Below are 25,542 nucleotides of genomic sequence, written 5' to 3' on the forward strand. Positions count from 1 at the left end.
TCTGTCCGTCCTTTCGAGGGGCGGACTCTAGCTATTCTTGGAGGAGTTTCAGGGGGGTCACGTCATGCCTCAGAGCCGCCGCTTCTTGGGACGAGAGCGGCAACAACCCCATGGCGTCGTTCAGATATTCGTCCAACGGCCCAGAGAACGGCCAGTCCGAGCCCGGCACAAAACGCTCAACGCCGATGCCCCTCATCGCCTCGACCAGTCGCGCCCGGCTTTCCGGCGTTGTCTCAGCATCGAAGACCTGAGCCAGGTCGAAAAAGAGATTTTGCGCCGTGTCAGGCCGTTCCGCCAGAATTTGCCGAAATCCCTCCAACGCGTCCCAGGTGTTCGCGTCCAGCCCGCCCCAGCCGCCGGAATGCGCGATAACGACGGGGATGTTGCGGGCGTGGGGCAGTATCTCTTCGACAAAGATATGGACGTCTCGCGCACCGTAGTCCTCTGCGCGGGTGCGCATGTGGATCATAATGGTCAGTCGGGCGTCGGACGCGGCGTCGAAGACGTCCGCTAGGCGACGGACGTGGGCGGGATTGCGCAGATCGACACCCGAGTTGGTCAGGTGCAACTTCAGTCCGTCGGCGAAAGGCTCGTCCCTCCACGCTTCGATCTCAGCCAGAGCATCGGGCGCCACCGGGTTGACCGACACGAAGGCGACCAGTCGCCCTGGATGCGCCGCCGCCGTGGCCACGGTGAAGGCGTTGGCGTCGTGAACCCGCGTCGCGGCGTCGGCCAGCGGGGGAACCATCATCGGGCTTTCAGCCAGATAGGCCGTGGACATCATCCAGGCCGTCTGCACTCCGGCTTCGTCCATGTCCGCCAGCAAATCTTCAGCCGTCCGCGGTTCGACGAAGGCCGGATCGCAAGCGCCGATACGCCCAGGACTGTGACAATAGGCCGGCAGGATCTCGAGAATGTCGGGGGAATGGACGTGGACGTGATGGTCGGTGTGAACTGGCGTGCTGACTTGCGCCGTCCCGTGAGTCGGCATGAGCGCAGCCAAGGCCGCGCTCGCCGCAACGATGCGCTTGAAATTCATGAATGACGCGCGGGGTTTAGCGCGAGGCTTCGCCGAGCAGCGTCTGTTCCCAGAACAGCAGGCTGGTCCAGAAATAGTAGTCTTCGTTTTCCTTCTTGTGGAAACCGTGGCCTTCATTCTGCGCCAGCAGATGCCAGGCCGTACCGCCGTTGCCGCGGACCGCGCTGACGATCTGGTCGGCTTCGGACGCCGGCACGCGTGGATCGTTGCCGCCTGTGGCGACCAGCAGCGGAATGGTGATCTTGTCCACGCTGGTCAGGGGCGAGATCGCCTGCAACTGGGCGCGCTGGACCGGATCACGCTCGTCGCCATATTCCACCCGACGCAGATCTCGGCGGTAGGACTGCGTGTTTTCCAGGAAGGTAACGAAGTTGGAGATGGCGACGTAGCAGTTCGCCCCCTTCAGCCGGTCGCTGTAATGCACCGCCGTGGCGTAGCACATATAGCCGCCGTACGAGACGCCGGTGACGGCGAAACGCCCGGCGTCCAGGGTCGGATCGACCTCCAGCGCGTCGAGGAAGGCGCCGATGTCCTTGACCGAATTCTCGCGCTGGAACGGGCCGTTGTCCAGGTTGACGAACCGCGTGCCGTAACCCGACGACCCCCGCACGTTCGGGAAGAATAGGGCCACGCCCAGTTCGCTCAGCAGATAGTTCTGAGGCCCCAGAAAGTCGGGGCGGGTCTGGCCTTCCGGCCCGCCGTGGATATCGACGATCAGCGGGCGCTTGCCGGGGAATTTGGTCGCGTCGGGCCGATAGAGGAAGCCGGAGACCGTCTCGCCGTCGAAGCTCTTAACCTCGACCAGCTGGGGCTCGATGTTGGCGACGGGATCCAGGCCGCCGGTCTCGCTGTGCGTCCATTGGGTGACCGCCAGGGTCGTCGGATCGATAGAGAAAGCGTCGCCGGACACACGTGCGGACGATAGGCTCAGGCCGATTGCGCCCCAGGGGGCGATGTCGATGGCCGGACCGATGCTGTAGGGGATGACACCCTGGGGCAGGCCGGTGACGACACGCACGGCGCCCGTGGCGATATCCATGACCTTGAGCCGCGAGACGCCCGCCTCGTTCACCGCATAGGCGATGAAGCCTCCGTCGGGCGACAGGGCGTAGTCGCTGACGTCCCATTGGGTCTCGATGCTGACAGGCATGAAGCCGCCTTGCCCGATCCGCCCCAGGCGCAGGAAATCTGAATCCTTGTTCGACGTCGCCCAGACCGTCCCGTCGGCCGCATATTTGGGGTCGACATAGGAGACCTGCGCCGCCGGATCGGTTAGCGGCTTCATACGGCCGGACGCCAGATCCAGTTCATAGACCACGGCGTTGTTGATCGACATCCGGTTCAGGACCAGGGCCTTCGTCCCGTCCTTGGAGAAATCGGCGATGTTCCAGCCGCCGCCGGAAACCTGTGCGACCAAGCGGTCGGTCGAAGGGTCTGCGGGATCGACGACATAGAGGTCCATGTCGGCGCCGTTGCGGCGCGACGAGGCATAGCCGACCCGCTTGCCGTCCGGGCTCCAGGCGCCGAACCAGTTTCGGCTCTTGCCATCGGTGATGCGCGTCAGCTGCCCGGCGGACAGGGTGTAGAGCTGATAGAATTCGTCCCCGCCATTGTCTTTCTGGACCAGAAGCGTCTCGCCGGAAGGCGACAGGGCCCCGGCCAGGATCGGCTCCGCCTCGAAACTGATCTGGGTGCGTGCGCCGTCCGGGCCGGCGACGACATGAAGCTGATCCGTGGCGCCGAACCGGGTCTTGACCAGCATAGACCGGTCGGCGGCGTTCCAGCCCAGGAAGGCGGCCCGGCGCGCCTGGAGATAGGGCTGGGTCGCGGCGACCAGGCCGTCCGGCACCGCCGGCAGGCCGTCCGCCACGATGGCGGCGGGCTTGGGCGCCTCAGCCAGGGCCGCAGGGGCGGCGCTCAGGGCGAGCAGGAGGGCCATCGGCAGACGGGTAATCATGGAACAGACCGTGTGGTGAATGGGGGAAGCAAAGGGAGGAGATCGCCGGCTCCCTTGGAGGAGCGGAGCCGGCGACCGGGAGCGCAGACCGAACTAGAAGCGGTACCGCGCGCCAACCGTGACGTACCGACCGATGACGTCGTAGTACGGCGAGTAGAGCGACCCGACCGGCGGATCCTTGTCGAACAGGTTGGTCGCGTTGGCGTACAGCTCGAGCCCATTCGCGCCGTAGTGCGCGAGATCGGCCGTCAGCCCCAGATCGACATAGGTGAAGGCGTCGATGTGGCCGTTGTCGATGCGGACGGTGCTGTTGTACTCGCCCGCCGAGATGTAGCGGGCCCGCAGGTTCGCGCCGAACACCTCGCCCTTCCAGCCGAGGCTGGCGTTGACGCGCAGCTTGGGCACGCCCAGGCCGAACGAATAGCCCTGGGATTCGACATATTCGATCTCGGTCATTCCGTCGTCGGTAGTCAGGCTGTTCACCCAGGTGCCGACCAGACGCATGGTCACCCGCCCCGTGGCGCCCGGCACCCAGAGGTCAGCGTCCGAGGCGTAGGACGCCTCAGCGTCGATCCCATCCGTGTGATACTCGGCCAGGTTCACATAGGTGGACAGGGTGCGGACCAGATTGCCCGCCGAGTCGCGCTCGACCTTGGAGCACAGGTCGAGGTTGCCCTTGAAGCAGCGGGTGACCAGGTCCTGGGCTGCGATGGTCGTGATCACGTCATCGATCTTGATGTCGTAATAGTCGAGCGACAGGTTGAGGCCGGGGATGGACGGCGGCGCATAGGTGACGCCCAGCGTCAGGGTGTCGGCCGTCTCCGGACGAAGATCGGGATTACCCCCGCCGTTGTTCAGCACATAGACCAGGGCGCCGTTCTTGGCCGGATCATTGAGGTTGTTCCATCCGGTCGTGGTCGTCGTGAACAGTTCAGACAGGTTGGCCGAACGGATGTCGCGCGACTGGGTCACCCGGCCCCGGAAGCCCGGGAAGAACTCGTTCGTCGCACCGACCTTCCACGACCAGATCGAACCGGTGGTGTCGTAGTCGGAGATGCGCGCGGCGGCGTTGAACTGCAGATCTTTCAGAACCGGCAGATCGCGGACGATGGGAACCAGGATCTCGCCGAAAGCCTCCTTGACGCTGAACTCACCGGACATGGCCGAGAAGCTGAAGGTCTTGAAGGCCTTGGCCGCGTCCAGTTCGCCGACGCGCTGGTCGGTCTGCTCCTTGCGGGCCTCAAGACCGACGGCGATCGAGACGTCGCCCGCCGGCAGGCTGAAGGGCTCGCCGCGCAGGCTGATCCCGGCCACGTCCAGCTTGGTCGTTGTGCGCTGCTGCGGGGTGCCGGTCACATAGTCGATGGCCTCCTGCGACGGCGCCCCGAGGCCGAACAGGTTAATAGGCACGCAGCCGGAGTTGGCGTTGGTCAGGGTCACGCGGCAGACGGCCTGGCCGGTCGATGGATCGATGACGGAATCGACGGCGTTGGCGAACTCGGTCTTCAGCAGGAAGCCAGGCGTGTCGATATTGTTCTCGAATTCGCCGTGGCTGTAATAGGCGCCCCAACGCCAGTTCTCGCCGAACTCACCGTCCACGGCCAGGGTCGCCTGGGTCGTCACCCGCTCGAAGTCGATCGTCGAATACGACAGATCGGAGTTGAAACGACCGAAGGTGAAAGACGTCTGGCCGGCGGCCGCCATCTGCTGCTTGATCGTGGAAGACAGGAAGGCGTTGTCAATGCCTATGGTCAGGTCGCCGCGATCATGGTCGCCGAACCACACATAGTTGTTCCACATGCGCGAATGACGGACATCGGCCGTGACCCGCAGCCTGTCGTTGATCTCGTAGACCGCACTGGCCAGACCCGTGTAACGCCTCTGTGGCGTGACCAGGGGGCTCAGGTCGTCATTTGACGGACCTTCGCCGCCGATCGAATTCGTGCCGCTGACCGTGCCGTAGTCGAAGGCGCGCAGCGTGCCGTCCGAGTTGAACACCTTGCCGGCGTTTACGCCCGACAGGATCAGGCCGCCATAGGCCGCGTTTGCGAAGCCGACGTCCGGCTGCAGGGCGTAGTTGACCGTGGCCCACCGGCCGATGTTCGGGCGCGAGGTCTTCGGAATGACGCCTTCGTTGTCGAGATATTCGCCGCCGATAACGAAGTGACCGCGGCCGTCGGCGAAGTCCGTGCCCCAGGCGCCTTCAAACCGTTCCTGCTCGGCATCGTCATAGGACGAGATGCCGTATTCGGCGCCCAGCTTGCCGCCGGTGAAATAGCGGTCGATGCCGATGTTGACGACGCCGGCTACGGCGCCCGATCCCCAGGCGGCGGAGGCGCCGCCGGTGACCACGTCGACGCTCTTCACCAGCACCGACGGCACGGCGTTGAGGTCGTTCTCGCTCGACACCCGACGTCCGTCGATCAGGACCAGGGTTCGGTTGATGCCCAGGCCCCGAAGATCCACGGGCGCATTGCCGGCGCCGGTGTTGGTGCCGGTCGTCTGGGCCGAGGTGGTGGCGCGGAACTGCGGCATGTCGTTCAGCGCGGCCGCGATATTGGGGCGCGCGCCGACCGACAGGTCTTCGGCGGACAGATGGATGGTCGGGGTCGGCGCCTCGAAACCGGCGCGGTCGATCCGCGAGGCGGTGACGACGATTTCATCGACCGAAGAGGCGGCGTCGGCAGAGCCTTCAGCCTCTTGAGCGTGAACCGAAGTGGCGCAGGCCAAGAGCGCAATAGCGCTGCAATAATGGGTCAAGTGGCGGTTAAGACGAGACAAAGCAAGATTCCTCATGGCGACGACGCCCCTCCCCAGGGATGCCCAATGCGACTGACGCTCTTCGGCGTCCGTTCGCCCCCGCTGTCATTGGGCCTGAGAGTTTCGGGCCGTCGCCGACCCTTTCTCCTTCGGCGAGGCCGCATCCCCCGGATCCGGCCTTCTCTCCAGCGTTCCTTCAGCAAGACGGTCCGTTTGCCTGAGCGTTTCCGGGGCGGTTGCGCCTTCGGCGTCGGCTGGAGCCGATCTCTCCCGCCTTGCTGAAGCCGAGTAAGATCGACCCTCTCGCTCGTGTCAAATACGCCGATTTTGCAATTTTATTGCCCAAATAGGCGCAATATTCGCCTATCGTTGCTATGCGCGCGTAGATCCCATCGTCCAGATCCGCCGCCCGCTTCGCGGCGCCGGCCGCCATGACGGCGTCGTGACAGAAAGTCGGGATTCGGATCTTTTGGAGTTATCCACAGGAACGATCACGGCGCGGCCGGATCTGAAGGCGCCCTGACGCCGTCCCGCATCGCTTCGCCCCATCGGGTAAGCAAGGTCGCGCGGCGCGCTTGATCCAGATTGGCCAGCAGGGCCGGCCCCACCCGGACAGGTCGAACACCCGGCGCGGCGGGACGCATGGGCGCATCCACATCGTCGCGGACTGGTCGAACCCCCAGGGCGCCGATCACCCGCTGCCCTTCTCTGGACAGAAGGAAATCCAGAAACAGCCTCGCCGCATTCGGATGGGCGGCGTTGCGCGGGATGAAGGCCACGCGCGAAACCGACAGGTGATAATCGTCCGGCGTGATCAGTCCGATCTCTGGCGCGCGCCCCGCCCAGGACGCACCGTAGGACTGGTTCATATTATAGGCGAACGCCATCCGCCCATCGGCGATCTGGCCCATCATTCTCTGTCCCGAAGTGTCCAGCCGCGGACGTTGGGCGCCCAGCGCCTCCATCAACGGCCAGGCGTCAGGATAGATCTGCACGTCCGCCGACAACTGCATGAGAGCGACGCCGCTCCGTTCGGCGTCATAGAGGGTCACACGACCGTCAAACACCTCTGGCCGGCTTCTCAGCAGCCGGAGCAGATCCGCATGACTGCGGGGCGCCAGATCGGGCGCGAGCCGGTTTCGATTATAGGCGAACACGATCGGCTCCGCCGTCAATCCATAGCCTTGATCACGCCATACCGACCCGTCGGGCATGGCCGCGCGGTGCGGCGATCTATAGGCTTGGGCATAGCCGTCGTTGATCAGCTTGACCTGCACGTCCATCGCCGTGCTCCAGACCAGATCCGGGCCATCCAACCCGCTGTCCGCAAGCCGCCGCACCTCCTCGGCGATCCGAGTGGAGTTTATGTCCTCAAGACGCACCCGGATCTCGGGCCAGCGACGACGAAAGGCCTCCAACACAGGGCCCATCAAGCTTGTGTTGGTCAGGATGTGCAGCGCCTCTTCTCGCCGCGCCAGCCAGCGCACCCGCGGCGCCGTCCCCGCGCCTTCCGGTTCCGGCGAACAGGCGGCGGCGCTTAACCCGGCCAAGCCGAGAAGCAGATGTCGTCGATCCGTTTTCACCGCTCCGGCTTTCTGGTTATGTGTCACGCATGATCCGTCGCCCCCTCTCGTCGCCATGAGAATACTCGTCGTCGAAGATGACAAGGCGTTGCGGCATTCGCTCGAAGCCAGTCTTCACGATGCGGGTTTCGACGCAAGGTGCGTCGAAAGCGGCGAACAGGCCCTGCAGCTCGAGAGCGCTGAGGTTTTCGACGCCGCCATCCTGGACATCGGCCTTCCCGACATCGACGGCTTCGAAGTGTTGAGGACCCTGAGGCTTCGGGGATCGTCGACGCCGGTGCTGATGCTGACAGCGCGCGATGGCCTCGGCGACCGGGTTGCGGGCCTGGACCTTGGGGCCGACGACTATCTGGTCAAGCCGTTCGCCCCGTCGGAGTTGGTCGCCCGTCTGCGCGCCATCGTGCGTCGACGCCAGGGGCAGGCGGCCGGCGCCGTTGTGATCGGAACCCTTTTCTGCGACTGGCGCACCGGCCGCGCCCACGTCAACGATCGCGACCTCGCCCTGCGTCCCCGCGAATGGGCGGCGCTGCGTGTTCTGGCGTCCCGGCCAGGACAGGTGGTCGACCGCGACCTGCTGGCCGCCGAAGTCTTTCCGCAGGACGAGGCGCCCTCGCTGAATGCGCTGGAAATCCATGTCGGCCGGTTGCGGCGCAAGCTTCAGCCTGACGGCCCCGCCGTGACCAACATCCGTGGCCGCGGATATCGTCTCGACCCATGAGCCGCGCGCCGCCTGCTCGTTCCCACAGTCTGGTCATACGCCTGTTGATCGCACAGGTGGTTCCACTGGCGATCTTGGCCATTGTCGTCCTGGCGGTCGGCGCTTGGACGGCCCAGCGGGTGGTGGCGAACAATGCTGACCGCCTTCTGGCGGGCGCACTTCAGACCATCCGCGAGACGGTGTCGGTCGCCGACGGCCGTATCACCGTGGACGTCGCGCCCTGGGCCCTGGCCCTGCTGGACGGCCCCGAACGCGACGCCGTCTTCTACAGCGTCCGCGAAGGCGACCGGCTGGTCACCGGCTACGCCGAACTGCCAAACCTTCCTCAGGCCCAGGCGGACCAACCCGTTTTTTCAGATCTGTCCGTCAGAGGGGTTTCGGTGCGCATGGCGCAACAGACCCTCATCATCCCCGGTCGCGACGCCCCCGTGCGCGTCTCGGTCGCACAGAGTTTGGATTCTCGCCGGGCCAGTCTACGCGAGCTTTACCGCAGCATGCTGCTTCTGCCGGCCCTGCTGGTGGTGCTCGCCGCGCTTCTGGTCTGGCCTGCCCTTCAGTGGGGCTTGAACTCGCTCAAGCGTCTGATTGACGACCTCACGCGCCGCCCCGGCCCCTCGGCCGACTTTGCACCGGCCAATGTCGATCTGGCGCCCCGCGAGCTCTGGCCGGTTCTGACCGCCTTCAATCATCTTCTTGCGCGGCTGGAGACCTCGACCTCCGGCATTCAGCGGTTCGCCGCCGACGCCTCGCATCAACTGCGCACGCCACTTTCGATCGTGTCCGCCAATCTCGAACTTCTGGCAGGCTCGCCACGAGCCTGGACTCCTCAGGAGAAGCGGCTGATCGCCGACTCTCGCGACGCCGTCAGCGGCATGACGCGCCTCGTCGGACAACTGCTTTCCACGGCCCGCGCCGACGGCGCACGGATCTCGTCCTCCGCCGACCTTGGCCGCGCCGCACGCCGCGCCTGTCAGGCCGCCAAAGAGCGCCGCGCCTTTCCCGACGGCGCCCTGCGCCTCCGCCTGCCGGCCGAGTCAGTCGCGGTTCTCGGCGCCGAAGACCTGATCGCCGAACAGATCCTCAATCTTATCGACAACGCCTTCCACCACGGCGCGCCGCCCGTGATGGTTCATGTGCAAACGACGGGTGCGGTCTGCGTCTGGGATCACGGGCCAGGCGTGGATGAGGCCACGCTTCCCCACCTCACGGACCGCTTCTTCCGCGCCAACTCATCCCAGGCGTCCGGCTCCGGCCTCGGCCTGGCGATCGTTCACACGCTGGCCGAAGCCCAAGGCGCGCAATTTAGAGTATCCAATCGCAGCGGAATACGAAGCGGCCTAGTTGGCCGAATTATTTTCCAACTTAGTGTGGAGGGGAAATTTGTTGAGGCGAGCCCTTCGTATGATTGACTTGGTTGACTAGGACTTGAAGCGGCTTTGTCCACATTCAGCCGATAAGCGGACATTCCTAACCGCCGCTTTGAGTCAAAAAGCGCTGTAGCGAAGCGGACCATCTCACAATGGCGAAGCTACATTTATGCTGGTGCTCAGACGCCGACTGTCAGAATGTGTGGACCTCGGACGGATCGCCCTCCCGCACCCAAGATTTAGCCCGCTATCCCAATAGGATAGCGGGTTTTTCTTTGACCAAATTCCGCGCCCCCAAATCGCCGTGGAAGCCTCGTGGAAGCACCCGGCGCGCAAACCCGGGCACAGCAGGGGTTTGGATCACGTAAGGGGAAGGTCCTCGGCGTTGGCGGTTGCCCCGTCGCAGGCGCGCCTTCCTATTGAAGCTCACATGAAGCGCAGCAATGGCGGCGGCCTCGAGCGCGACACGCGTCGCGGCTGAAGGTCCCTCCGGAGTGTTGTTGGGCTTATGGAAGGCGGCAGGGGACGCCGTCGGACGCTCGAATTCGGCGAGGGTCGGTGACACATCCCCGTCGCCTGCGCTCGTCACTGGCCTAGATCAGCCCCGCCGAGGCTGAACGCAGAGCGGCTTAACCCCGTCCACTTCTGCAGGGGGACGATCACTTTCGGCAATACGGGAGCTCAACGGATCGCGCCGTGACCGTAACCGGCATTAAATGCCTCGCGGCATCAGCCAACTGATCATGCCGTCTCGCCTACGGGACTTGAAAAGTTATAACTTCGGGGCTGTCAGTCGACGAGGAGAGAGTCTCCAAACAATCTTCAGGCGTAACAAATCCACGACCGGGCACCCAAGAGGGGTGTTCGTCGCCGTCTAGGATTAGCATTGCGTTGCGAAATGAGGCGGGGAGGCGCTCGATGAGCGCTTTGCGATCCTGCTCCCACCAAACGTCGGAGCTGTTGACACGAAAACGGCTCATCCACTGCGGCCCCACGATCAGTAGAGCGGGCCCACTTGGGGCGCATGCATAGTTCGTGCGCATCGCCAGTGTGCGCATCACTTCTGCGAAACGGGTTGCATAAGCCTCATCCTTATTGACGTCAGCGAAGTACTGGACTTCCGGGATCACAACGTCACGCACATGGGCTGAAAAATCGCGCTGAAAGCCGAAGAAGGTCTCAGGTTCAGCCATAAGTTGCTCTACCGTTTTGCCTGAGGCCACCCGGCGCGCTTCGATATATTCGAACAGGCCACGAGGTGGGGTGCCGTGAAGGACGATCACAGAGCCCTCGGTCACGTGCAGCTTACGGTGTCCCAGCGGCGCGAGATAGTTGCCGCAGGATGAAGAGCACTCCCCATCCACCACGATCTCAGCCTTATCGCGAAATAGTCGGCGACCAATCCTCATCGCGGCCGCCATATCTCCACCAGCCGTGTCCAAGACGACCACCTTGATCGGCTCCGAAGCGCCCTCGATCGATGCCGCTAAGTCGGGCGTAATCTCTTGCCTAAGGCACACCGTGCCTTCCGCGATCTCGAAGCCTTTGCCTTGACACTGTGCCACAGCGGTCGAGACTATAGAGGACACATCCTGGCCTCTCGCCTCGCCAGCAAACATTGGGGACGTTAAAACGCCGAGCGCAAACAGGGCGGCAGGTCTCAAGATCAACGGGATATCCTTTTAATCACGGTGAAGTTAGGAGGCGACCGAGATCGCCTCCCCCGATCACTCGATCACGAAGTGGTTTCTTGCTGAGGCGGCGGGGAGGTGTCGCGCGTGCACGACCAAGACCCCGATCCGCGTGAAGTACAAGTCCACGATCCGCCCATTAGGCCTTCCACATACTCTTCCATCACTCCTGGATCATCGGTGTTGGGCGGCCCATCAGCACCGGCGACAATTTCGATTTCATCTTGATTGAGATCACGCATGAGAAATCTCCCCTCTCCAAAGACGCCAGACCAGCGTCAGCTTAAGGTTGACATAAATCCCTCTTTGGTTGTCAAGCTCCTTCTGTAACGTCGTTTCCCGGCTGCGTCGCGATGACGCGATCGCACGGACCGGGCGCGTCAGGGGAATAAGAAGACCATGAGTTCGACAGAGGCGGCTCCGACAAGATCACGGCTGTTCCGAGATGAAGTGCTGAACATCGGAAGAGCTCGCCTTGAAGGTTCCGTCATTCTCAGGTCGCCGCCTCGGGTCCGAGTTTTCACAGCAATGATCGTGGCCTCGACTTTCTCAATCGGCACCCTGCTATTGTGCGCGCCGCTAGCGCAGAGAGTCACTGCGCAAGGCAGCCTCGTTCCTTCAGGCGGCCTGGTTCGGATCGCCGCAACCTCAGCTGGAGTGATAGACGCAGTCCATGTCGGTGAAGGTGATGATGTTAGAGCAGATCAGCCAATCGCGACATTCAGATCCACTACCGCAATCGATGGACGAGGTGTCTACGAGCAGGCCGCAACACTGATACGGACCCGTCAAGCAGCAGAGCAGGACCGCTCTGGTGGGGAGATCAGCGCTCTTGAGAACGAGCGCCAAGGCTTGAAGGAACGGCGCCGCTTGCTGGTGCTTTCAATGGATCAAGCGCGCGTGCGTCAGCAGGTGCATGCAGAACAAATGGCTGTCGCTCAGGAGGGATTGGATCGCGCTGAGCGCATCGCTGAAAGAGGCTTTCTTCCGCTATCCGATCTAGATGCTCGCAAGAACGCTGTCCTCGGCCTTAGGCAGACGGCGACGAACCTCAGAGAGCAACGTCTATCGCTCGACCGCGAACTTGTTGAAGTCGATTCGAGGCTGACGGCGATTCCAATGGAGATGGACGCTGTCAGGGCTGCGGCAGTCTCGACCTCAACTCAAACCGCACTTCAGGAAGTCGATTTAAAAAGCGCTTCAGCCTACGCTATCACTACGCCTGTCCCTGGACGAATAGCGGCGCTGTCGGTCAAGCCTGGCGAGGCAATCACGGCGAGTTCTGCATTGGCGTTCGTCGTGCCCGAGGGCGACGCTATGGAGGTCCAGCTTCTGGTGCCGAGCCGCTCTATTGGTCTGATTGAAAACGGACAGAAGGTGCGGATCCGATACCACGCCTTTCCCTTCCAGCGGTACGGATCAGGCGAGGGCGCGGTGTCCTCGATCTCCCGATCAGCTATTTCAGTCGCTGACCTTGGGCAGAACGTCGATGCTGGCGCCATGAACGACGAGCCCATGTTCCGCGTAACGGTGAAATTGAACAGCCAATCTATCCGCGTAGGAGAACGCGATATCGCCCTGCTGCCCGGCACTCTGCTTCAAGCAGACATCGAGGTTGAACGGTCATCGCTCATTCAACGACTGCTCCGGCCTAGCAAACTCGCGCAGGACTAGGCTTAATGACCGCAGAGAAGATCGGCCAAGCCACAAGACGTCTTCCAATAGTTCTGAGCAGCGAGGCCGCTGAGTGCGGTCTCGCCTGTATTGTCATGATCGCAAATGGTCTTGGCCATGACATCGATCTGGCGTGGCTTCGGCGGCGTAGACCCGTCTCACTCAGCGGCCTGACTTTGCGGGGTGCCATCGACATCGCAGCTGGGCTGGAACTTGCCGCTAGACCGGTGCGCGCTGATCTTGAAGAGCTAGTCGATCTGAAAACGCCAGCCATTCTGCATTGGGACCTCAATCATTTCGTTGTCTTGAAATCAGCCACACGCCGGGGGATTGTCATCCACGATCCGGCGCGGGGTGTTCGGCGGATGTCACTTTCAGAAGCCTCGCCTCACTTCACCGGAGTAGCGGTCGAGTTCAGTCGATCGGCGAACTTCAGCGCATTGTCTTCCCGCACGTCCATCCGATTTAAATCCTTGTGGTCGGATAGCCGAGGCATTGGTGCAGCCGCAGCCCAAATAATAGGACTCGCCGCTGTTCTTCAGGTGCTGACCTTCGCACTGCCCTTCCAAGTGCAACTCGCGGTCGATGAAGCGATCGGCAATGCGGACCTTAATTTTCTAACGGTGCTCGCTTTCGCCTTCATCGGCGTCGCCGTCATGAGAACTGGCGTGGATATACTCCGCTCTATGCTGCTCCAAGTATTCAGTGCCAGCGCAGGCTACCAAATCGTCGGAAACGTCGTCGCCCATATGATGCGACTTAGAACGGAGTGGTTTGAGAAGCGACATGTCGGCGATATCCTTTCCCGATTGCGGTCTGCTCAGGTTGTCCAGGACATCGCGACAACGACCGTCGTCATGTCGATCTTGGATGCGGCTATGGCGACCGTGGCCCTCGCATTGATCGCCCTGTACTCGCCCATGATCGCAGGGGTCGCGATAGGATTCACCGCCGTTAGCCTAGGGCTCAGTTGGTGGGTCGCTCGTCCTCTCGCGGAACGTGGCCGCATCGAGATTTCGGAACGCGCCCGTGAACAGACTCATCTGATGGAGACGATCCGAGCTGCCTCGACCTTGAAGTTGATGGGGCACGAGACAATCCGGGAGGTGGAGTGGCGTAATCTTTTTGTACGCGCCGTCAACGCTAGTCTTGGTGTTGGTCGTCTCCGCGTGATGCTAGCAGGCGCTCAAAATCTTCTGTCAGGTCTCCAACAGGTCGTCGTGGTGTGGTTTGCGGCCACACTTGTAATCGGAGGCAAGGGCCTGACAGTCGGGATGATGTTCGCGGTCCTGTCCTTTCGTCAAACCTTCTCAGATCGAATGGCCGCGCTTCTCTCCCAACTTGTTCAGATCAGGTTAGCAAACCTTCACCTCGACCGCTTATCGGACATCGTCACAGAACCCCGAGACGGGAACGCGGGCATGCTGATGACTGGGGCTACCGCTCCATTTCGAGGCGGGATCGCCTTTGACAAGGTATCTTTTGGATACGGCGCAGATCAGGAACCTGTCCTGCGGGATGTATCGTTCACTATCAGCCCTGGAGAATTTGTCGCGATCTCGGGCGCCTCAGGTTCGGGCAAATCCACCCTGCTCAAGCTTCTGCTCGGTCTGCTGCAGCCGACATCTGGCCAAATCCTTTTGGATGGCGCTCCAGCCAACGATGAGAGTTGGCGTCGTTTCCGTCAAGCTGCAGGGGTTGTCGTACAAGACGACCGACTGTTCTCAGGGAGCATCGCTGACAACATCAGCTTCTTTGATCCTGAAACCACCTTTGACAGCGTGGTCTCTGCCGCGCGCGCAGCCAGCATTCACGACGAAATTATGCATATGCCGATGCAGTACGAGAGCCTAGTTGGCGATATGGGTAGTTCGCTTTCTGGTGGGCAAAAGCAGAGGGTTTTGATCGCGCGGGCGATATATCGTCAGCCGAGCGTTCTGGTGCTTGATGAGGGTACAGCTAATCTAGACCCAACTAACGAGCGGGTTATCTCCGAAGCAGTCGCGGAAATGGGAGCGACTCGAATCGTCGTTTCTCATCGTTCTGAGCTCATCACATATGTGAACCGAATGCTTGTGGTTGCAGCCGGCGGGATCACTGACGTCGAGACGGTCGTGGCAGCGCGCATGCGGTCGCAAGCCGTTTCTGAACCACCAGAGCCTCCTGAACATACGCGCTACTCTCCGGGATTGAGTGCATAATTTTCAGCCTTATCAGACTTGAACGAGCCGCAACTTGATGGCCGCCTGAGGCGTTGGCTGCTGTTTGACATGACGTGCCCCCACCCCACTCGTCCCCAGATCCTCTGAGACCAGCCTGAGCCGACCTCTGCGTCGAGCTCGTAGTATTGCATGGACCGTTACGCGGCTGCTTCGAGCATCAGGATACGTGCGTGCGCCTTACGCGTAAGACGGAATAGTGTTATGATTTCACGAATACACCATCTAGGATGTATACGGTTAGTATTGCCGCCGTATTCGGGCTCGGCGATCCACCAGTGGCGGCCGGGTTTCAGCGGCCCGGTCGCGGCGCCAAACTCCCGCCAGCGGGCGAAGTCCCTCGTCCCGCCCTGCGCAGGAGGAGATCAGCCGTGGAGCATTTTGCCGGTCTGGACGTGTCGATGGAGGAGACGGCGGTGTGCGTCGTCGATACCGAGGGGACGGTGCTGATGCGCTGCTCCGTTCTTACCGATCCCGAAGCGATCGCGACGGTGCTGGCGCCGTTCGCGCGGACTTTGCGCCGCGTCGGGCACGAGGCGGGTTCGTTGTCGCCGTGGCTTCAGCCCGGTCTGAAGGCCCTGGGCGTGCCGGTGGTCTGTCTGGAAACCCGCCATGTCCGCGCGACAATGGCGGCCCAGCGCAACAAGACCGACGCCGCCGACGCGCTGGGCCTGGCCCATCTGATGCGCACCGGCTGGTTCCGCCAGGCCCATGTGAAGACCGACCAGGCCTACCGGCTGCGGCTGTTGCTGATCCAGCGCCGTAACCTGAAGCGCAAGTTCCTCGATCTGGAGAACACCATCCGCCACTCGTTGAAGAGCTTCGGCGTGCGGTTGAACAAGGTCGGTCGCGGCGGCTTCGATGCGGCGGTGCGCACGGCGTCGGCCGACGATCCGCTGACCGCCGAGTTGATGGACTGCATGCTCGAAGCCCGCGCCGCGCTGTGGAAACAGTACCTCAAACTGCACGATCTGGTGGTCAAGATCGTCGCTCAGGACGCCCTGTGCCGACGGCTTATGGCGATCCCCGGCGTAGGGCCGATCACCGCCCTGACCTTCGTCACGGCGATCGACGATCCGGCCCGGTTCCGCCGCTCGCGCAACGTCGCCGCCTACTTCGGACTGACGTCCAAACGTTGGCAGTCCGGCTCGTCGATCGACATCCAGGGCCGCATCAGCAAGGCCGGCGACCCCGATGTTCGACGCGCGCTCTACGAGGCCGCCAGCGCCATGCTGACGCGCTTCAAGGGCACGACGGCGCTCAAGACCTGGGGCATGAAGCTCGCCAAACGCTGCCACAAGAAGGCGGTCGTGGCGGTCGCCCGCAAGCTCGCGGTGATCATGCACGCCATGTGGCGCGACGGCACCGAGTACCTCGACCGACCTGCCGACAGCACCTCCACGACCACGACCTCGGCCAAGGACCGCAAGCTTCTCGGAGCCTGTGCATGACCGGGATCATCCCCATACGCGACGCGGCTGCGGCCGCCTGAACGCAAGGAGATCCGCTTCGGCGGAGAGAAAGGGCGCAGACCATGGAATGCGGGAAGCACGATATCTTGCCTGTGGCCGGAGTGATCCAGGACCACGCTCGAGTGCCTGTGACGATGCCCCGCGAGTCCGATAGCAGCATGTGCCTCGACGGCTCGACGACCGCTCAGACGGTCCCAAGCCCGCCGTCGATGAGCCCGGAAGAGTGCACGGCGCGCCTCGACTTCTCCCAAGAAACACGGATCCAACCTCAAAGCGTCGATTCTCGCGTCTACTCGTCCATCGGAGTACACTGGAGACCATCAGAGAAAGGAAGACGGTCATGCCGAAGAAGAAAGAGAAGAGCCCGATTAAGAGGGCAAGATAAAAGCCGCCTTCGCCCGCGCCGACCGCCTCCAAGCCGAGGCCAGAACGGCCCTCGCTCTAATCGACAGGCTCGAAGCCGCGATCCTGGCCAAGGCGTTCCGGGGCGAACTGGTCGCGCAGGACCCGAACGACGAACCGGCCGCGGTCCTGCTGGAGCGCATCCGCACCCGCCGCGCCGCCGAGCCCAAGGCCAAGCGCGGCCGACGACCGAAACTGACGTCCTGAGACGGCAAGGGGGAAGCATGAACGAGGCGGGTTTCAGAGAGATGCTGCTGGCGCGTGGAAACGCGCCGACCGGGGTCGAGACCCGGATCAGCTATCTCAAGACCATCGAGAAGAACCTGTCGGGCCTGGGCCTGCCCTTCGCCGATCTGGATGCGGCGTTCGAGGCCGACGGGCTGACCTCGGTCATTCACGCGGTGCGCGGCCTGATCGCCGACCACAAGGCGGGCGGGATGGATTATCGCCTGCTGTTTCCGCAGTCGATGAACCCTCGCAATCGTCTCGCGAACCTGCCCACTTTTCTGAAACACTATCGCGATTATCGATCGGGAGGCGGCATGGCCGACAGCGACGCCGGCCGCATTCGCCAATATGCGCTGAAAGACTTCGTCGAGCCGGCCCGTGAGCGGGGCGAGGCGAGCGTCACCATTCGGGCCGGCGACCTGCACAATGCGCTGGGCCTGAGCAACGCCCACGCCAATGTGTGCCAGGCTCTGCGCGGTCGCCTTTTTCGCAGTCTGGCGGGCGTCGGCGAGCCGACCGTGACCGGACCGGAGAACAGCTCGACCACGACCTTTGTCTTCAACCTGGCGTCACAGGTCGCTGCGCCGCCTCCGCAACCAAGGCCGTTAGCGAAAGTCATGAGCCAGACGACGCCCCCCACCAACCTGATCCTCTACGGCCCGCCCGGCACCGGAAAGACCTTCGCCACGGCGCGCGAAGCGGTGAAGCTGTGTTCGCCAGGCGTGAACCTGGATGACCGCGCCGCTGTCGAGGCCGAGTATCGGCGGCTGGTCGAGGCGCGACAGGTGGAGTTCGTCACCTTCCACCAGTCGTACAGCTATGAGGACTTCGTCGAGGGCCTGCGCCCGCCGGTCTCGAGCAAGGACGGGGAGGGGGACGAGGACAAGTCGGGCTTCCGCCTGGAGGTCAGCCCCGGCGTCTTCCACCGCATCGCCACCCGCGCCGCCGCCAGCAAGGGCTCGACCGGCAAGAGCTTCGACCTGACCGGACGGCAGGTGTTCAAGATGTCCATCGGCGAGGCGGCCAATCCCGAGGACGCCTATCTGTTCGAGGAGTCGCTGGAGAACGGCTACGCCCTTCTCGGCTTCGGCGAGATCGACTGGAGCGATGATCGGTTCGCCAAACGCGACGCCATGATCGAAGCCTGGAAGGAGGAACAGCCCGACGCCGAGCCGCCGACCCCGCGCAGCGCCTCGGTTCAATGCCCGGACATGTTCCGCAACTGGATCAAGCCGGGCGACATCGTCATCGTCTCCAAGGGCAACGGCAGTTTCCGCGCCATCGGCGAGGTCGCCGGACCCTACAAATATGCGCCCCGCGAGGATGGCGGCTATTTCCATCGACGCGCCGTCAACTGGCTCTGGAGCGACCGAACCGGCGTCCCCGTCGAGGAGATCTACGCCAAGCGGTTCAGCATGCGCACGCTGTACATGCTGACGCCGTCGGACCTGAATATGGTCGCCCTGGAACGTTACATCACCAGCCAGGAGCCCGGGGGTCCGCCCGAGCCCTTCGTCCTGATCATCGACGAGATCAACCGCGCCAACATCTCAAAGGTCTTCGGCGAACTGATCACTTTGCTGGAGCCGGATAAGCGGACCACGCCGGAGGGCGGTGGCCTGACGGTGCGTCTGCCCTATTCGAAACAGCCGTTCGGCGTGCCCGCCAACCTGCACGTCATCGGCACCATGAATACGGCGGACCGATCCATCGCTCTGCTCGACACGGCTCTACGTCGCCGCTTTGAGTTCCGCGAACTGATGCCGGACCCGGACCTGCCCGAACTGAGGGCGGCCAGCGCGCGGTGCGGCGTCGATCTGAGCAAGCTGCTTCGAACCCTGAATGACCGGATCGAGTATCTGTTCGATCGGGAACATCAGATCGGCCACGCCTATTTCATCAAATGCGCCTCGCGCGAGGACGTGGACGCCGTCATGCGTCACAAGGTGATCCCGCTGCTGGCGGAGTACTTCTACGAGGACTGGAGCAAGGTCGCTCTGGTGCTCGGTGATGCGGCCGCGAGCAAGCCAGGCCGGTTCCTGGATCGCACGGAGCTGAAGCCCCCGTCCGGTTCCGAATTTGAGGGCGGCGATACACGCTGGCGCTGGACGGTGCGGACTACTTTCGCAGCCGACGCCTACGCCGAATTTCAGTGATCCGCCGTACGATCCTCGAGTGGGGGTCGCTTCCGTACGGGGAGGGCGATGACGCAATCCCTGAGGGCGCGGCCGACCGCCTGATGGCCGTCGTCCGCGCCTCGCCCCTGGGCGGCAAGGACGGCGGCAGAATTCTGACGCATGGTCGTCGTGCCCTGGGCGCACGGCAGGTAGTTGGGGTGCTGGCCGCCGACGGCGTCGCTCTGGAGATCCTGCCCAAGATCGACGTACCTGGAGCGGACGGCGCCGCAGCTTACGGCCAAATTCGTCAACGCCTGGTCCATATGCTTGCGGTCGCCCTTGATCTCGACATCGCCGCCGGCGCCATGGCGGAATTGAGTTGGCAGAAGGAGACCTTGCTCGAGATCCTGATCGGGCTGTTCGCGCGCAAGCTGGCCGATGAGGTGCGCAAAGGTATGCCGCGTCGCTACCTGGCCCACGAAGACGATCTGACGTCCGTGCGGGGGCGACTGGACATCACGCGTCAGTTCACCGCTTTGACCGCGCGGCCGGACCGGCTCGCCTGCCGCTACGATGATCTGTCGCCCGACATCGTTTTGAACCAGATCATGAAGGCGGCGTTGGAGCGGCTGATCCGGGTTTCGGCGTCAGCTGAAAACCAGCGCCGCCTGCGGGAACTCGCTTTCTTTTATGCCGACATCAGCAGTGTGCCGCCTAGCGCCCTAGCCTGGGATAGTCTGATCCTGGATCGGACCAACCGTCGGTGGCGAGAGCTGGTCGAGCTCGCGCGCCTTCTGCTCGGCGACAGGTTCCAGACCACATCGAGCGGCGCCACACGGGGATTTTCCCTGACCTTCGACATGAGCCGCCTGTTTGAGTCGTATGTTGCGCGTAAGCTCAAGAAGGCCCTGGCGGGTACGGACCTGACCGTGCATCCGCAGGGCGGCCGGCTTTATTGTCTCGAAGAGTCTGAGACCGGGGCCAGTCGTTTCATGACCAAGCCCGACATACTGGTGAAGCGCAAAGGCGTGGTCGAGTTGATCATCGACACCAAATGGAAGCGCGTCGCTCGCCAGATAGATGACGCCAAGCGAGGCGTCAGCCAGAACGATATCTACCAGATGATTGCCTATGGGCAGCTGTATGACTGCGCGGATCTGGTGCTACTTTATCCGGACCACGTTGAACGGGGGGCGAGCGCCAGCGTGTTCGGAACCTACAGGATCACGGGCACTGCACGGCTCCTGCGAGGCGCGACCGTCGGCTTGCACGGGGATTGCAAGGCCGAGCTTCAGGCCCTCACGCATCTTACGGTTTGATTCAAGATCGGTCTTTGCCGAGAGGTGCTGTCAGGTTAAGCGCGCCGATGCAAAGCTTCCTCAGCCCGCATTGACTCAGATCGTAACCGCTGCCCACGCGGCGTCGGCGCGGAAACGCCGAAGAGTTGGGCGGCTACCCGGGGACGCCCTCACCTGGTGGCTTGACCTCGCCAGACCAAAGACGGGCGGGCCGACCCGACCCGACCCGACCCGACCCGACCCGACCCGTGACGGGGTGGTTGGGATCATCGGAATCTTGTTCGGCGCGACGTCATGCCTCGTCAAATAATGGCGTCCCGTGGACCGCCGAAGGCGGAGGTTGCGCTCGCTCTTTGAACGGCTAAGACAGTTGAATGATCAACGACGCCATCCTTAAGCTCGTCAAAGAGCACTACGCGCGCGAAGAACATGTTCTGCTCCTGTCCCATCTGGGCAAGGCTCTGAAAGATCTGAAGCTGTGGCCGATCGAGAGCGACGGGCGGTCGGCGCTGCACGATATCATCGCTGATGTCGAAGGCGTCACCGTCATCCGGGACGACGACGCGCCCTCTTTCATTCTCGTGACCTTGACGGGCGACGAGGCCCGCGGTCGGGCCGCTATCGAAGATCACAAGCGTCGCGTCTTCCTGAGAACCTTGCCGCGCGCCCTTCTCTTGGCCTTTACCCTTGACCTGGCCGAGGGGCAGGTGATGTCGGTTAATCTCGACGGACGGCTTTCCTACCAAGGCGGTCCCGAAGTGGCGGCGGGTCATACACCCGTCGATGAGGAGTTTCGGCGCCCAGGCCTTGATGTCCGCGAGATCCGGGACCTGCGTCCCTCGGATGTGGTTGACCTAGAGGCGAAGGTCCGGGGATGGTGCCGTCGATACGGAGTGGCTCCCGAGTCCCTCGCTAAGAAGCAAGTCGAGTGGGCGCGGCGCCTCCGGGAGGCGCGCACCGAACTCGCGCCGCCTCCGCCGGCTCCAGATCCAGGCAACGCCCTCGAACGTCTCTATGCGGCTCAGGATCCGGCGCAGGTCCAATTTCTGAGAATCCCGATGGATCTGGCGTTGACACTCAGTCGCCTGCCCTGAATGGCGAGAGACCGGCGTAAACACGTAAAAGCCAAGACCTCCAGTCACATGTACATAGTGGCCGGTTTGCCGCGCACTGTGCATCAGCGCGCCCTTGATGAAGTGGAGAAGAAGGGATCAGGACTGATCCTGAAAGGCGCACCCTCGCCGGACGACGGTGCCCTCTATTCGTCCGCCCTCGTCGAACAACTCATCAGAGCCTCCGGCGAGTTCGCCATCAAGCGGCGGCAAGCCAGCAAGGACGCACCGACGCCCGCGTCGATCACGTTGCTCTACGTTCCTTCGCCGGACCAGGAGCAGCTCCTGTCAGTCTTCGACTTTGCCGTGATGGCGGTTCCTTTGCCTCGCCTGAGCGCCTGGGGCGCGGACGGACGACAACTGCGACACAGGCTGGACGTCGTAATCGAGGAGATGGCCGCAGCGATCCGTCCGTCGGGACAGGCGCGCACCAATCTCGCCGCCGTACAACAGAGGCTGGATCGCCAATCCGATGATGAGGCGCTGCTGTTACCGCCCCGCAATTTTCTCACGCAGGACGGCGACCTCACACTTGTGATGCGGGACTACCGTTCCAGCATGCGGTTGTGGGACGACCGCCTCGCGGACCTCGGTCCCACCGCCCTGTCTCATGAGGATGTGCCGCTGAGGATCGATTCGCAGCAAACTCGGCGCCCGTTCGTCGATGCACGCGGCATGGCGTTCTTTATTGCCCATCCGAAGGCCTATGACGGCGAGGCCCGGGAGGTCGTCGATTCCAAGGATGTTGCAGGGACGCTCCAGGTGCTGCGAAGCCTGTATCGTTTCGGTGGCTCGCTTGCGCGCGGCCTGCACCATGATGCGCAACGCAGTGACGGGAGCGCTCTAGGCGGTGCCGAGTTCACCTGCAGTGAGAAGGGACGTGTTTCCAGCACGTCTGCATACGCCAACGTCTATCCGAACGATCGCGTCAGGGCAGCCGAACTGAAGGCTGTGAAATAGATAATGCGCCGACCACCCATATCGGGGGTACGGCGATTACCTAACAGCGCCTATCATCCATCAGCCGGTCGATGAGATTCCTCTCATCGTATCGCTCAAGCCGCAGCCGAAGCGATAGGCCCGAAGGCCGTCGGATCTCGAAGCCTCAGCTCCGGCGCTTTCTCCTAACTGCCGTTAGGATCGGCGCGATGCCCATAGGGCTCCAGATATGCTTCTTAAATGGCATTGCTCACCATTCTGTCAACATCGTACTTCCGCTGTCATGCGGCCTGCTGGCCGGGAACGGCGTCATGAATGGCTGCGGTGCTATGGAACTCACGAACAGGCGTGCGGGCCTCTCTAAGCCGGACTCTCTTGCGATCGCGCAATGCACAAAGATGTTGAAATGACACTAGGTTTGACGAACTCAGAGCGGTGGGGTGCAAGTGGGCGTAGTTGTTCAGACGGGCTCGTGCGCTTGTCGAAGAATCAGATCCAGCCCTACGCCAGTGGCGGCGAACTTACGAATCTGCCAGCGCTGGACGTCAGGTCTTGAGCGGTGAGCTACTGACTGCTGGTGGCGTGTTGCTGACGTCAGGGGCGTGCCCGAGCCCGCACTCTGCAGCTAAGCGCTGAATCTTAAAACAGGTGTGAGGTGAATCGGGGTGCGAGCTCCCGCACCCAACAATACCTCACACTCCGGCGTGAGGCTCTGATCTGAAGAAACCCCACGAGCTACGGCCGTGGGGTTTTCTGCGTTCTGGGCCGCACTAAGACCCAACAGGACGGCCAAGCTGTCGTGTGACCTGCCCCCCGCTGGTCCCGCGATCATAATGGGAGTCCGCAGGCTTCATAGCGGATCTTGGGCTCCGGTGGGAGCGGCCGGGCGGCGCAGCTATTCACGTCGCGCAGCCGACCGGCCGCGTGGTTCAGCCGCACGGTCTCCGGCGCGAGGCCATCATGGGCGGAATGCGGTCGGACGTAGTTGTAGTCGTGCCGCCACCGGTCGATCACGGCCCGGGCTTCCGCCAGGGTCGTGAACACCTCCTCGTTCAGGCACTCGTCCCGGAACTTGCCGTTGAAGCTTTCGACGAAGCCGTTCTGCGGGGGCTTGCCGGGATTGATGTAGCGCCAGCCGACTCCGGTCCGGTTGGACCATTCCAGCATCGCCCGTGATGTCATCTCCGTGCCATTGTCGCTGACGATCAGCGCAGGCTGGCCACGCCGGACGATCAGCGCATCCAGCTCGCGCGCCATGCGTCGGCCGCCGATCGAGGTGTCCACCACCAGCGCCAGGGCCTCGCGCGTGAAGTCGTCCACGATGTACAGAATGCGGAAGCGCCGACCCCACGACAGCGCGTCCGCCACGAAGTCCAGGCTCCAGCGCTGGTTCGGTCCGTCCGGCTCGGTCCATGGGCGTCCGTATCCCGGTCGCTCGCTTCCGCCCCCGCACTGCCAGACCCTCTTCCCGATAGAGTCGGAACAACTTCTTCTTATTCAGGCTGACGCCCTCCCGTTCCAACAGGATGCCCAAGGACGAGTAGCGTGTTGTGGTCACTGGTTGAGCCCACTCAGGACGGCCAATCAGGATGTCCGCTTGTCGCCAAGCAGCACTGCGGGTTTATGGCAGGCTTTTGCTTCGCGCTCCGCTCAGCTCAGAGTTCTGGGGTCCTGATGAACGTCCTGCTGCCTGAATATCTGGCTTGCTTTCGCGACAGCGGTCTTGATCACGGGGCCCGCCGCAGGGTCAGCCGCGATCGCCCGGCCGACCCCGGCGGTCCAGTGAGAGATGAGCAGGGCGTCCACCCGCGTCAAATGCGGCGCCTGGCCGCTAAGGAAGTTCAGGGTGCCTAGGCCCCGGCTGTAACGCACCCGGGCGGCGAAGTTCGACAAGGCGGGATCGCGCGTGGCCGCCAGGAAGAAGGCTTCCAGCGCACGGGACCGGGGTGCGGTGCGGCCGATCTCGATGAAGGACAGGATGTGCGCCCCGATGTCGCCATGGGCGGCTTGGCCGGCGCCGGCGCGGCGGGCGGACTGGACGATGCTGTCATAGAGCCAGGCGTAGCCGGCCTCAGCCAGCGCCGACCGCGTGGGAAAGTGATGGGTCACGGCCCCCAGGCTGACACCGGCTGCGGCGGCGACGGCGCGGTGGGTAAGAGCCGCCTCTCCCCCTTCATCCACCGCCTGAACGACCGCCTCTGCGATGCGGGCGGCGGCAGGCGCGAGGACCGGAAAGTCGACGGCCTGACGTGACAGGGTCTCGGCGCCTTCTCTCCAGGGCGTCGGACGCGCCAACAGGGCAGGCTCGCCGGTCAATCGCGCCGTCAGGCGCACGCACACCTCCTCCAGGCCGGCGCGGTCATGCATCGGACGCCAGCGCACGAGATGTCCCAGTCTTTCCGAGTGCAGGACGGCGGCGACGATCGGGGCCTGATCCGCCGGCAGCGAGAAAAGGGGCAGGGCGCGCGTCCAGAAATGTTCCCATAGCCGCAGCCAGGCTGCGGCGTCTTCGGAGGGGCCCCAGGCCGCCTGCAGGAAGGCCGAGGCCTCGGCCTGGGCCAGGACGCGCCCGTCGCTCCAGTGATCGATCAGGGCGGCGGCGAAGGCGGGAAAGGCTTCGAATGGCCAGGGTGGGGAGGCGTCGACATCGACGAGCCGTTGCTCGAGCCAGAGGGATGCGCGCGCGACAGCTTCGGCCTGCGCTACGCCGTACAGTCGTTCTATTGATTCAAAATGATAGTTGACCGCCGAGGCGGACACTCCGGCGCGTACCGCGACGCTGCGGGCTGTGGCGCCCGCCGGGCCAGCATCGGCCATCTGCAAAAGGAAGGCGTCCACAAGTTCACCCGCCCGCCCGGCGGGGGGCGGTGTAGAAGTAATGACGGGTTCGGACGACAGCGGCACGCCGTGTGTGTGCCCTGTTCCTAGGCCGACCGCAACGGCGGAGTGTCGCGTCATCGAGCTGT

Annotated in this window: 15 protein-coding genes, 1 pseudogene and 1 riboswitch; of the genes and pseudogenes, 9 read left to right on the forward strand and 7 right to left on the reverse strand. The window is 63.2% G+C overall.

Annotated features, from left to right (window positions below; all coding sequences use genetic code 11):
* Positions 1-31: 31 nt before the first annotated feature.
* The 4 genes from ACVPT3_RS02015 to ACVPT3_RS02030 form a co-directional block, all read right to left on the reverse strand.
* Positions 32-991 (reverse strand): amidohydrolase family protein, encoded by a 960-nt coding sequence (locus ACVPT3_RS02015; protein WP_492042552.1) that lies wholly within the window; start codon positions 989-991, stop codon positions 32-34.
* A 64-nt stretch (positions 992-1,055) separates the two neighbouring features.
* Positions 1,056-2,996 carry a S9 family peptidase gene (locus ACVPT3_RS02020; protein ID WP_492042553.1) on the reverse strand — a complete coding sequence of 647 codons (1,941 nt, stop codon included), beginning with the start codon at positions 2,994-2,996 and terminating at the stop codon, positions 1,056-1,058.
* Between the two features lie 93 nt (positions 2,997-3,089).
* The gene (locus tag ACVPT3_RS02025) at positions 3,090-5,726 is read right to left on the reverse strand and encodes a TonB-dependent receptor domain-containing protein (RefSeq protein ID WP_492042554.1); all 2,637 of its coding nucleotides are present in this window, start codon (positions 5,724-5,726) and stop codon (positions 3,090-3,092) included.
* A 225-nt stretch (positions 5,727-5,951) separates the two neighbouring features.
* A riboswitch (glycine riboswitch) is annotated at positions 5,952-6,039 on the reverse strand.
* Between the two features lie 208 nt (positions 6,040-6,247).
* Entirely contained in the window at positions 6,248-7,339 is a 1,092-nt protein-coding gene (locus ACVPT3_RS02030; RefSeq protein ID WP_492042555.1) for an ABC transporter substrate-binding protein, read from the reverse strand.
* 55 nt (positions 7,340-7,394) lie between these two features.
* Here ACVPT3_RS02030 and ACVPT3_RS02035 point away from each other — a divergent pair, with 55 nt between their 5' ends.
* Both ACVPT3_RS02035 and ACVPT3_RS02040 read left to right on the forward strand, forming a co-directional pair.
* A complete protein-coding gene (locus ACVPT3_RS02035; RefSeq protein WP_492042556.1) occupies positions 7,395-8,057 on the forward strand; it encodes a response regulator transcription factor in 663 nt (220 codons plus the stop codon).
* Positions 8,054-9,466, forward strand: coding sequence for a sensor histidine kinase (locus ACVPT3_RS02040; protein WP_492042557.1), 1,413 nt, complete (start codon positions 8,054-8,056; stop codon positions 9,464-9,466). The genes ACVPT3_RS02035 and ACVPT3_RS02040 overlap by 4 nt, the downstream gene beginning before the upstream one ends.
* Before the next feature lie 713 nt (positions 9,467-10,179).
* On the opposite strand, the gene ACVPT3_RS02045 is transcribed toward ACVPT3_RS02040, so the two are convergent.
* Positions 10,180-11,088 (reverse strand): hypothetical protein, encoded by a 909-nt coding sequence (locus ACVPT3_RS02045; RefSeq protein ID WP_492042558.1) that lies wholly within the window; start codon positions 11,086-11,088, stop codon positions 10,180-10,182.
* 561 nt (positions 11,089-11,649) lie between these two features.
* Between ACVPT3_RS02045 and ACVPT3_RS02050 the strand changes: the two genes are divergently transcribed.
* The 7 genes from ACVPT3_RS02050 (at position 11,650) to ACVPT3_RS02080 (ending at position 22,597) form a co-directional block, all read left to right on the forward strand.
* Complete coding sequence (locus ACVPT3_RS02050; protein WP_492042559.1) at positions 11,650-12,789, forward strand: beta-barrel domain-containing protein; 1,140 nt, start codon at positions 11,650-11,652, stop codon at positions 12,787-12,789.
* 5 nt (positions 12,790-12,794) lie between these two features.
* Positions 12,795-14,990, forward strand: a complete 2,196-nt coding sequence (locus ACVPT3_RS02055; protein ID WP_492042560.1) for a peptidase domain-containing ABC transporter — start codon at positions 12,795-12,797, stop codon at positions 14,988-14,990.
* A 389-nt stretch (positions 14,991-15,379) separates the two neighbouring features.
* Positions 15,380-16,459: an IS110 family RNA-guided transposase gene (locus tag ACVPT3_RS02060; protein WP_492040729.1), complete on the forward strand. Its 1,080-nt coding sequence runs from the start codon at positions 15,380-15,382 to the stop codon at positions 16,457-16,459.
* A gap of 647 nt (positions 16,460-17,106) precedes the next feature.
* On the forward strand, positions 17,107-19,266 hold the full coding sequence (locus ACVPT3_RS02065; RefSeq protein ID WP_492042561.1) for a DUF8426 domain-containing protein: 2,160 nt from the start codon (positions 17,107-17,109) through the stop codon (positions 19,264-19,266).
* Complete coding sequence (locus tag ACVPT3_RS02070; RefSeq protein ID WP_492042562.1) at positions 19,263-20,546, forward strand: McrC family protein; 1,284 nt, start codon at positions 19,263-19,265, stop codon at positions 20,544-20,546. The genes ACVPT3_RS02065 and ACVPT3_RS02070 overlap by 4 nt, the downstream gene beginning before the upstream one ends.
* A gap of 353 nt (positions 20,547-20,899) precedes the next feature.
* Positions 20,900-21,619 (forward strand): hypothetical protein, encoded by a 720-nt coding sequence (locus tag ACVPT3_RS02075; protein WP_492042563.1) that lies wholly within the window; start codon positions 20,900-20,902, stop codon positions 21,617-21,619.
* Positions 21,620-21,667: 48 nt separating this feature from the next.
* A complete protein-coding gene (locus ACVPT3_RS02080) occupies positions 21,668-22,597 on the forward strand; it encodes a hypothetical protein (RefSeq protein ID WP_492042564.1) in 930 nt (309 codons plus the stop codon).
* Between the two features lie 807 nt (positions 22,598-23,404).
* On the opposite strand, the pseudogene ACVPT3_RS02085 reads toward ACVPT3_RS02080, so the two are convergent.
* Positions 23,405-24,119: pseudogene (locus tag ACVPT3_RS02085) on the reverse strand (IS3 family transposase); the annotation flags it as partial.
* 107 nt (positions 24,120-24,226) lie between these two features.
* A complete protein-coding gene (locus ACVPT3_RS02090; RefSeq protein WP_492042565.1) occupies positions 24,227-25,414 on the reverse strand; it encodes a TetR/AcrR family transcriptional regulator in 1,188 nt (395 codons plus the stop codon).
* Positions 25,415-25,542: the final 128 nt, after the last annotated feature.

Source organism: Brevundimonas sp. FV1ps31S (assembly GCF_058681265.1).